Genomic DNA, 9,832 nt, shown 5'->3' with positions numbered 1-9,832 from the left:
ATATTGACCTTATAAAAAAAAAACAACTCCTCTAAGAGAAGAAAGCTTGCAAAATACTAGTGCTCGTATTTTGTTATATTATGTCACTACCTATTTTACCGATTGTTCTCCAAGAAAAATCGGTTCTTTTTACGGCTCATGGCAATTCTGCGTTCTTTGGTGATAGCTTTGGATAAAATCCCGAAAGAAAAATCTCTGATGCTACTATAGGAACAGGAGTATCCTTTGTTTATAGGCTAGCTGCAGATTCAACTATCATTTCAAAGGATATTTTTCATAAAACGGATTGATATATTCTATTCTCCATATCACAAGAGATTGTTTTTTGTTGTTTCTAATAGGATAAGTTTTTGCGTTCATATTTTGATGGGATAAAACACACTTTAGCGCGGACTATTACAAGCTATTATAGAATTTTATATCTACTTTCAGTGGCGCTTTTAGATTTATTTTAGGCATGAACGCACTTCCCGTGGCTTTCACAATGACCTCGGATCTATTAGCGATGATATCTTCTGTTATCCTGAAAAAAACATCAAAAGGAAGGAAATCGATGAAGAATTTAAACCATTTCCTGGGATATCCACGGATAAAAAAGAATCAGGCTTATATCCTACTTAGTTTCGATAAACCAATAAAGAAATCCAGTATTTTGCTATCCACCTCAAATTGAAAATCACTCCTCAATCACCAAAGTCAATCCTTTTTTCGAAATAATGAATATATCCTATCATGACAATCCAACCAAGAAAACTAAATTTATCTAGCATCATTATTGGAATAAAAATTTATAATTTCTTGTTTCAATTTCCTATCAACAACCGCAAAAATATCATTTTGTCACAGATATCTAAAAACTGACCACGTGGCCTAAGCGAATGTCAAAAATACCCAATAGATCCCTCTACATGATATAACAAGCAATCATTCAACAACGGACAATCACTTTAATAGGAACTTCCTGTTTCTCAAATGCGAAAAAATATCAAAAATATCCTGCAAATAAAGATAGCGTTCAAGGATAGAAAAATGGTCTTCATTAAACATCAAATGTAATACTTTATTTTCCAGAAAACTTTCCTGAACGAGGAAAACCCCTTGGAACGAGAAATCCAGCACTTCCACGCTTACCTAGCCATCCTATCAATTCATCCTTGGAGCGCTTAAAAGAACGCCCTGCATTATCTGTCCAGGTTAGCCCTTCACACATATCAAAGCACAAAACATCAGAAACATTGCCATCCTTGTAAGCCTGTAAACGAACGCCTTTTCCACGATTCATCTCAGGAATCTGATCCAACGGAAAGATCAATAGCTTGCGATTATCCCCTACTACTGCGACATGATCCCCAACCACTGTTACAGCCAATTGTGTTTTTTCCCCAGGCGAAATATTAAGAACCTGCTTTCCTTTACGGGTATTAGCGGATATTTGAGATTCTTGTACTATAAAAGCATTTCCACGGCTGGAAACAACCAATAACTTACGCATCGGATCATGAACAAATGCAGTGACGATATCCTGATTTTGATTAATATCAATCAAAAGCTGCACGGCTTCCCCATGACCACGACCACTCAACAACTTGCTCGCAGGAAGAGTATACGCTTTACCATCAGTTGATAAAAGCAATATCTTGTCGGTAGTATAAGCATGGAATGCTATCTTGAAACCATCTCCCTCCTTAAAATTGAGGGTCGAAAATTCTACAGAATGTCCCTTTAAAGATCGAATCCAGCCTCTTTCAGAGATGACAATTGTTATCGATTCCTTTTCAATCATTGCTTTCTGTACTGTTTCTTTATCAGCTTTCGGAACTTCAGAAAACGTCGTACGTCGTCTACCTATATCCATTGACTTGGAAAAGGCTTTTTTTACCTCACGAATCTCCTGAGAAATTCTATCCCACTGATGTTTTTCTGAATGCAATAATTCATCAATATTTTTCTTCTCAACCAACAACTTATCTAACTCTGATTGAATCTCATATTCCTCTAATTTACGCAGAGAACGCAATCTTAAATTGAGTATTGCTTCCACCTGATTCTCGGTGAGGGCAAAACGTGACACCATAATTGGTTTTGGCTTATCCTCATTTCGTATAATAGCAATGACCTCATCAATATTGAGATATGCAATCAACAAACCTCTTAATATCTCTAACCGGCGGTCAATTGCTTCCATTCGGAAAATCGATCGCCGACGAAGCACTTCACGGCGATGTGTAAGCCATTCCTTCAACACTTCGTCAAGCGACATCACTTTAGGAATACGACCCATTGAAAGAACGTTCATATTTAATGGGAAGCGCGTTTCCATATCACTTAACACAAATATTGATTCCATCAAAAGTATAGGATCTACCGAACGGTTTTTTGGAAACAATACAATACGCAAATCTTCAGCAGATTCGTCACGTATATCTTCCAACAAAGGTACTCTTTTGGCTATAAGTAGTTCGGCAATCCTCTCAATTAATTTTGATTTTTGTACCTGATAAGGTATCTCACTAACGATAACGCACCATAAACCACGACCAAGATCTTCAATATTCCATCTGGCACGCACTCGGAAATTGCCTCGACCCGTACGGTAAGTTTCCAAGATATTTTTATGACTATCAACGATTATCCCACCCGTTGGAAAGTCTGGACCAACAATACATTCAACCAACTTTTCTAACGGAGCATCTGGGTCATTAATTAATACAAGCGCAGCTTCACAAATTTCCTGAACATTATGCGGAGGAATAGACGTTGCCATACCAACAGCAATACCAGATGAACCATTAGCCAAGAGATTAGGAAATTTCCCTGGCAAAACGATAGGTTCGGAATCTTCTTCATTATATGTATCACGAAAATCAACGGTATTTTCTTCCACTTCCTGTAACAAGAAAGCAGCTACTTGAGTCATCCGTGCTTCAGTATAACGATAAGCAGCAGCACTATCCCCGTCAACACTACCGAAATTACCTTGACCATCCACAATTGGATATCTTTGCAAAAAATCCTGAGCAAGACGCACTAATGCATCATATACTGACTGATCCCCATGAGGATGAAACTTACCAATAACATCACCAACAATACGAGCACTCTTTTTGAAAGAAGAATTAAAGTTTAATCCCATCTCACTCATTGCATGCACGATACGTCTCTGTACGGGCTTAAGCCCGTCTCGCACATCTGGCAACGCACGTCGCTTAATCGTCGATAGCGCATAAGCAAGATATCTTTCCTCAAGCGCAGCCTGCAAAGAAACAGATTCTATGTTTTCTTCAGCTAAATCACCTGGATGAGATGTTTCTTCGGTAATACTCATAAACTCCACCTAATCATAGAAAAGAATTCAAATTGGAACTAGTCTTCCATTTTCATCACTGGAAAAGAAGAATCCTGTCACAAATTTATCCTCCATAATCCACTCCAATGAAGGATGCAACAAGGCGCAACCTCTAAAAGGCAGGAAACAACAGCATAATAATGCATAATTATATTGAAGAAAACCGAAAGTGGTTTCTTTAAAGTAAAAATCTCTTGTATAACACATTAAACATAGAATGCAATTAAAGATAGACAAGCGTCTACAATCCAAAATACGATCCTAGAAACAATGGAAATACAAAATCTTTTATTCACGCCTTCCTTGAATGAATCCTACTCTTTTACTGCTCTCTTTTTCCCCTGTTTTCTCTCATGTAGGGAAGTATAATCACGACTTAAAGAACCAGTATAAAGCTGGCGAGGACGACCTATCCTGTATGAAGGATCCGTTATCATTTCCTGCCACTGCGCGATCCAACCTGCAGTGCGCGCAACTGCGAATAATACTGTAAATAAACTTGTCGGAAATCCCAAAGCTCTTAATGTAATCCCAGAATAAAAATCAACATTTGGATACAATTTTCTCTCGATAAAATATTCATCTTTGAGAGCAACTTTCTCTAATTCAATTGCAACTTGTACTATTGGATCATTGCGACTTCCCATAGTATCAAGAACTTCATACATGGTCTCCCGCATAATGCGACAACGAGGATCGTGATTTTTATAGACACGGTGACCAAAACCCATGATCCGGAATGGATCATTTATATCCTTGGCACGCGCTATATATTTAGGAATACGCTCGGGAGAACCTATTGCCATCAACATATTAAGCGCCTCTTCGTTAGCTCCACCATGTGCACGCCCTCCAAGACAGGCTATACCAGCGGCAATACATGCGAAAGGATTTGCCCCAGAAGATCCTGCCAAACGCACCGTAGATGTTGAAGCATTCTGTTCATGATCAGCGTGCAAAATAAATATGCGATCCATAGCACGCGCTAATAAAGGATCCACGCGATATTCTTCACAAGGGACAGAAAAACACATGTGTAAAAAATTCGATGCATAATCAAGATGATTTTGCGGATATACGAAAGGCTGCCCTATAGAATATTTATAAGCCATCGCAGCTATAGTTGGCATTTTTGCAATTATCCGCAAAGATACAATCGTACGCTGATCAAAATCTTGTATATCAGCTAGACTACAATAAAAAGCCGACAAAGCCCCGACCGCACCAACCAGCATTGCCATAGGATGGGCATCATGAGCAAAGCCTGTAAAAAAACGAGACATGTTTTCATTTAACATAGTGTGTCGCGAAATTTTATGATCAAAATCTTGCTTTTGGCTAGCGGTAGGAAGTTCTCCGTGCAACAATAGGTAACAGACCTCAAGAAAATTACTTTTCTCAGATAATTGCTCGATAGGATAACCGCGATACAACAATATCCCCTGTTGACCATCAATAAACGTTATTTTAGATTCACAGGAAGCCGTCGAAATAAAACCAGGATCATAAGTAAACATACCCTTCTTATACAGAGAAGAGACATCTATGACAGAAGGACCAGAACTACCCTCTCTAATAGGGAGATCAATCACCTCTGTTTCTAACTTCAACTTTACAGATTTATGCATCGTAAATAACTCTCCTGAAAACAAAAAATAAATTAACGGATTAAAAACGACAAATCCAGATAATCATAGAATTCGGATGCAGAACAAGAAAAATCACACAACTGACTTAAACTTTTATGAAAAATACAAAACCAAGAATAAAGCTTATCTAATTCTACTCGTGAAATTTTCTCATTTTAATATTAAGAACAAGTGTATATTAAGCTCTGTATCCTTTTTCCAAAAAATTATAAAAAAATGTCGCAATCTATATTTTATGAATCACACATATGGTCCCAATAAAAACTCTTAATAGCCTCTATTTCCGAATTATACAAACCTTAAAATATCTCCTAAAATTAGAGCAAGAACATGGACGCTTCTTCCTTTTTATTCCTATTTTTATAGCATTTGGGATAGCATATTGGTTTACAAAAGCAAATGAAACACCTCTTCTTATCCTTGTCTCAGGTTGCATTATTACCGCAATAGCATCACTAAAAATTCGGCATTCATATCCCAATATATCACTTGTCATCAGTACTATAACATACTTTTTAATTGGAATGACATTTGCCGCTTCTGAAACTTCTCGCAATACGACCATTTTACTTTCCAAACCCATTGCAACCGGTTTACGAGGAATTGTAAAATGGCGTGAGCCCATGCAAAACGGGAAATGGCGTTACCTCATTCAAGTTGCAGAATCCAGTCACGAACATTCCAATCTCTTCTTACATTAGGCAAAAATACAAGTAATATCAAATACTTAACCTGCCCCTAACCCTGAATCGGAGGTTGTGGATTCTCCTGCATCTTTTAGATTCATAGTCCGCACCTTTTAAGCCCTCTTTTTCACAAGATAATGCAGAAAGGTATTAACATGACAAAGAAAAAAGTAGTTGACCTGACATTGGTTAAAAACCAAATGGATCATCTACCCTCGTATGAAATATCATATGATTCTCGTGCAGTAGCTAATCGCATCCTTTTAAAATCAAGAATTAAGAATCAAGGTATAGATTCTCTCAGTGCTTCGATGCTTATGAAGCTTGTTTATTTTTCACACGGATGGTCTTTAGTCTTTAGCGATGTTTCACTTGTATCCCAGTCTCCTACAGCTGGTCACTATGGTCCTCGATACGGAGAAATTTACGAGCCGTTTTCGGGGTATTGTGGGTTTCCCATCAAAACGCTCATTGTTAACGAAGAAACTAAACTGCCTTATTCGGGGTTTTTCACTGAAAACCAGAACAAGGTGATGGATTTTGTATTAGAAAAATACGAGGAGTATTTCCATCCTAGTTTTTCGTTTGACAGCGAAAATCAACAAGGTGCGCCTTGGGATATCATCAGGAAAAACTATGGGACATATTTTGAAATGCCCAACGATTTAATGAAAACATATTACACCGAAAAAGCAAAACAAAAGGGGATTTCTACGATATGAGCAATATGAACCTTCTTCTAGCACGTATTAAAAAACACACAGATCATCTTGCTACTTTAAGTGATTCTGCAAAAGTCAGTAGCAAAACATTGGCTTCTTGGGAAAGGTCAGCGGAAAAGATGGAAAAGCTTGCATCTGATATCCTCCAAATAGGACAAGAATATGAAGTAAATTCATTAGAAAAACATTGTGAGAAATATTCTGATTTGCTATGGGATTATGCGGTACTTTTACGTGCATCGGTAACTAGATTTAGACCAGAAGATAACTCAGAAGAGAAAACTGTTTTCTCTGACGGTCAATTACTAACGGACTACATGGAGAATTTGCCCTCTTTTTGACATCCTCCCCGTCCTGAAGATCGAGGAAACTGTCAACAAGCTAGCTCGGAGAGTTAATCCAATTGACTCTTTTAATCTTTATTCTATACAATGGGAGCTATGACAAACACCGCTGTAAAACAAAAATCGCAGAAAGAAAATGTTGAAGTCCGCTTTGCAAAAGTGGAAACAACACTGCCTTTTCTTGCGACTAAAGCAGATCTTATTGCGACTAAATCAGAGCTGCAACAAGATATTGCTAACGTTAGAACAGAGCTTTCAAACGTTAGAACAGAGCTTAAAGACGCAATTAATACTCAAACTAAATGGTTTGTAGGCTTCATGATACCTATTACAGTAGGAATACTTTTGAAGCTATTTATCCGTTAGACTATAACCATTTAACAGCAATCTAGCCTCAACTCCTCTTTCTAACGATTCCATCTGTATACCAGAAGCCTAAAATAAGCCCTATAACGTCTTGAGAAAAAAGGCTTAGAACCTCAAAAGGGTCAAAACGGAGGATATCATATTTAAGAATTAAAATGAGAACGGCAGGATATACTACAACCCAAACGATCGTTGTTAATGGACGCATTAAATCGTTAAAGCCAACTATCCATTCTATCTTGGTCTTTGGCTTCATGGATTCAAGCTTGTCCATCCTTAGTGGTGCCTCGGATTCAAGCTCTTTAATATTGATGTGTGAATCGACATGTAGCTGAGCCATAGCCATATCGTGTTTTTGCTTCATCTGGATCATATACAAATCAAGCAAAGAAGGGACAAAGCGAAGAAGAAACCTAGAAACACTGCCAGTGATGCAAGAAGCTATCATTTGTGAAACCAATTCTTGACGTTAATAATGCTATAGATGATGGCTGTTACCGATGCGATATACACTGCAAGGTTTTTTTAATGCTGACACCAACCACTTAAAACCTTGAGCAAAGTCTAATAGCTCATCAATGCCTTTTTGCTGTTTCTCATCTCTAATCTTTTGGTTCTCAGCCCTGATCTTTTCGTCTTCAATGAAGAGATCAATCTTATCCAATCTTTCATCTCTAACCTTTGAATCTTTGATGTGCTTAGCTAAGATCTTCTTTTCAGCATCAAACTCTTTACGGGTGACTTCTGTTTTCTTAATCATCAAGCACTTCCTGAACTAATGTGGTGTGTGTACCAAAACTCCCAGAACTCCACATTGCCGATCCTATGACTTTCCAAGTTGCATTAATCTGCTCAGGGGTCATAGGACACGGCACTGTCGTGCTTCCTGTAATGGCTCTGTTGATGTATTGTACAGGAAATGACCATTGAGAGCCGGCGATATCAGAGCCTTTGATGATCATACCCGGTCTAAAAGCATTGGCAGGTGTAGCTATTGGGAATAATCCTGTACGACCGTTTAGTTCTCTTTTGATGAGAGCAAGAACCTGTGCTTCGATTAAGCCTCCTCCCCCTCCTCCTCCAGATGGTTTCGATTCAAGTGCTTGAATCTTAGTATCGAGTTCGTCTTGAGATATGGCTTTGATGTTTTTTCTAATGTCTTCTAAAGGATTAGTGGAGTTTGCATTAACAAGAGGAACCGCACCCCCTTGGCTCGTGATGATGTGAATGTCACCTTTTTGGCCAGACGAGAAACCTGATGTGAACTTACCCGTTTTGGCTTCATACGCACCTGATACGACATACCCGCTAGCGTTAAGACCACAATATGCGGTATCACCCTTAGCGTTTTTGAAGACCATTCTATCGCATGCATCGCCAGTGATTAACTGAGCTTTAGTGACAACGCCTTCAGGTACGACTGACTCGCCCTTTTCACCTTGAAGCCCTTGCTCGCCTTGATCGCCTTTGTCTCCCTTATCGCCTTTGTCTCCTTTAGGTCCTTGAAGCCCTTGTTCTCCTCTATCGCCTTTAAGTCCTTGCAATCCCCTAAGCCCTTGCTCGCCTTTGTCTCCTTTAAGTCCTCTAAGACCTTGCTCGCCTTTGTCACCTGCTCCTCCAGAGCCTCCAGATGGTCTTGATTCAAGTTCTTTGATCTTGTCAGCGTGCTGTTCAAATTCTTCTTGAGATACAGCTTGGATGTTCTTTCTGATGTCTTCTATAGGATTGTCCGAGTTCGGATTAACCAATATAGCCCCGCTACCGTCATTTCTGATCACGTGGATATCGCCATCTTTGCCGATTGACAAACCAGCTTTAGCTATACCGTCGTTGGGGGGTCAAAACAACCAACCTGAACAAGCCCTTTGTAGTGAACACCAAAAAGTGCTTTTTCGCCCTTTTCGTTTTTGATGACAATTCTATTGCCGATTTCGCCAGTGAGTAAATCATCTTTAGTGACGACATTTTCAGGTATGACTGAATCACCTTTGTCGCCTTTATCGCCTTTAAGCCCTTTATCGCCTTTTAAACCTTGAAGCCCTTGCAATCCTCTAAGACCTTGATCGCCTTGAAAACCCTGTTCACCCTTGTCACCTTTAAGACCTTGAATACCTTGATCGCCTTTAAGTCCTTTGTCACCTTTGTCGCCTTTTGGTCCTCTAATAACACTTGTGCCCCCAGAGCCTCCTGATGGTCTCGATTCCAGTTCTTGAATCTTGGTATCGAATTCGTCTTGGTGGACGGCTTTGATGTTTTTTCTAATGTCTTCTAAAGGATTGTCCGAGTTGGGGTTAACAAGACGAACCACTTTCCTTTCGCTTGTGATGATGTAGACGTCGCCAGGTTTACCGATTAGAAAACCCGCTGTCAGTTGATTGATATTGGGGTTAACAGGACCTAATAATGCACCCCCGTTATCGTTCATACCAAAATAGGCTTTGTCACCCTTGTCGTTTTTGAGGACAATGAAATTGCCTACATCCCCTGTTTTTAACTGTTCTTTTGTCACAACACCTTCAGGTACGACTGAACTGCCGACAGGTCTAGATTCAAGACCCTTAATCTTTGCTTTAAGACCGTCGATATTCTCTAATGTCTCTTCCTTCACAGAAGAAGAAGACGGATGCTCAATATCGTCAGATATCCTCATCCACAGCAAGAATACCGATGTCAACGATTGTTCCATCTGGCAAAGGATCACGAAAAGTTATAGACCCTC

10 protein-coding genes are annotated in these 9,832 nt (G+C 39.2%); 4 read left to right on the top strand and 6 right to left on the bottom strand.

Translation table 11 applies throughout. The features are described from left to right. Nucleotides 1-1,060: 1,060 nt before the first annotated feature. Together parC and gltA are read right to left on the bottom strand one after the other, a co-directional pair. Complete coding sequence (gene parC, locus H0G72_RS05020) at nt 1,061-3,325, bottom strand: DNA topoisomerase IV subunit A (RefSeq protein WP_182017686.1); 2,265 nt, start codon at nt 3,323-3,325, stop codon at nt 1,061-1,063. Nucleotides 3,326-3,660: 335 nt separating this feature from the next. Further along, nucleotides 3,661-4,974, bottom strand: a complete 1,314-nt coding sequence (gltA, locus tag H0G72_RS05015) for a citrate synthase (protein WP_182017685.1) — start codon at nt 4,972-4,974, stop codon at nt 3,661-3,663. Nucleotides 4,975-5,243: 269 nt separating this feature from the next. Here gltA and H0G72_RS05010 point away from each other — a divergent pair, with 269 nt between their 5' ends. The 4 genes from H0G72_RS05010 (at nt 5,244) to H0G72_RS04995 (ending at nt 7,113) form a co-directional block, all read left to right on the top strand. Beyond that, nucleotides 5,244-5,696: a hypothetical protein gene (locus H0G72_RS05010; RefSeq protein ID WP_182017684.1), complete on the top strand. Its 453-nt coding sequence runs from the start codon at nt 5,244-5,246 to the stop codon at nt 5,694-5,696. A gap of 140 nt (nt 5,697-5,836) precedes the next feature. Further along, nucleotides 5,837-6,403 carry a Panacea domain-containing protein gene (locus H0G72_RS05005; RefSeq protein WP_182017683.1) on the top strand — a complete coding sequence of 189 codons (567 nt, stop codon included), beginning with the start codon at nt 5,837-5,839 and terminating at the stop codon, nt 6,401-6,403. Continuing rightward, nucleotides 6,400-6,744: a hypothetical protein gene (locus H0G72_RS05000; protein ID WP_182017682.1), complete on the top strand. Its 345-nt coding sequence runs from the start codon at nt 6,400-6,402 to the stop codon at nt 6,742-6,744. The genes H0G72_RS05005 and H0G72_RS05000 overlap by 4 nt, the downstream gene beginning before the upstream one ends. Nucleotides 6,745-6,843: 99 nt before the next feature. Then, nucleotides 6,844-7,113: a hypothetical protein gene (locus tag H0G72_RS04995; protein ID WP_182017681.1), complete on the top strand. Its 270-nt coding sequence runs from the start codon at nt 6,844-6,846 to the stop codon at nt 7,111-7,113. A gap of 28 nt (nt 7,114-7,141) precedes the next feature. Here H0G72_RS04995 and H0G72_RS04990 read toward each other — a convergent pair whose 3' ends face one another. The 4 genes from H0G72_RS04990 to H0G72_RS04975 are packed head-to-tail and all read right to left on the bottom strand — an operon-like array spanning nt 7,142 to nt 9,787. Beyond that, complete coding sequence (locus tag H0G72_RS04990) at nt 7,142-7,561, bottom strand: hypothetical protein (protein WP_182017680.1); 420 nt, start codon at nt 7,559-7,561, stop codon at nt 7,142-7,144. A gap of 30 nt (nt 7,562-7,591) precedes the next feature. After that, a complete protein-coding gene (locus H0G72_RS04985) occupies nt 7,592-7,873 on the bottom strand; it encodes a hypothetical protein (RefSeq protein ID WP_182017679.1) in 282 nt (93 codons plus the stop codon). After that, on the bottom strand, nt 7,866-8,891 hold the full coding sequence (locus H0G72_RS04980) for a collagen-like protein (RefSeq protein ID WP_220456121.1): 1,026 nt from the start codon (nt 8,889-8,891) through the stop codon (nt 7,866-7,868). The genes H0G72_RS04985 and H0G72_RS04980 overlap by 8 nt, the downstream gene beginning before the upstream one ends. A gap of 41 nt (nt 8,892-8,932) precedes the next feature. Continuing rightward, nucleotides 8,933-9,787: a collagen-like protein gene (locus H0G72_RS04975; protein ID WP_220456120.1), complete on the bottom strand. Its 855-nt coding sequence runs from the start codon at nt 9,785-9,787 to the stop codon at nt 8,933-8,935. Nucleotides 9,788-9,832: the final 45 nt, after the last annotated feature.

The sequence above is a fragment of the Candidatus Liberibacter sp. genome (assembly GCF_014048425.1).
GTDB lineage: Bacteria > Pseudomonadota > Alphaproteobacteria > Rhizobiales > Rhizobiaceae > Liberibacter.
The sequence above is the reverse complement of the archived record's forward strand: the minus strand, read 5'-3'. Positions and strand labels throughout refer to the sequence as shown.

Coding starts and splice junctions, on each gene's coding strand:
- H0G72_RS05000 (WP_182017682.1), top strand. CDS start 6,400: ATGAGCAATATGAACCTTCTTCTAGCACGTATTAAAAAACACACAGAT.
- H0G72_RS05010 (WP_182017684.1), top strand. CDS start 5,244: ATGGTCCCAATAAAAACTCTTAATAGCCTCTATTTCCGAATTATACAA.
- H0G72_RS04990 (WP_182017680.1), bottom strand. CDS start 7,561: ATGATAGCTTCTTGCATCACTGGCAGTGTTTCTAGGTTTCTTCTTCGC.
- parC (WP_182017686.1), bottom strand. CDS start 3,325: ATGAGTATTACCGAAGAAACATCTCATCCAGGTGATTTAGCTGAAGAA.
- H0G72_RS04995 (WP_182017681.1), top strand. CDS start 6,844: ATGACAAACACCGCTGTAAAACAAAAATCGCAGAAAGAAAATGTTGAA.
- H0G72_RS04985 (WP_182017679.1), bottom strand. CDS start 7,873: ATGATTAAGAAAACAGAAGTCACCCGTAAAGAGTTTGATGCTGAAAAG.
- H0G72_RS05005 (WP_182017683.1), top strand. CDS start 5,837: ATGACAAAGAAAAAAGTAGTTGACCTGACATTGGTTAAAAACCAAATG.
- gltA (WP_182017685.1), bottom strand. CDS start 4,974: ATGCATAAATCTGTAAAGTTGAAGTTAGAAACAGAGGTGATTGATCTC.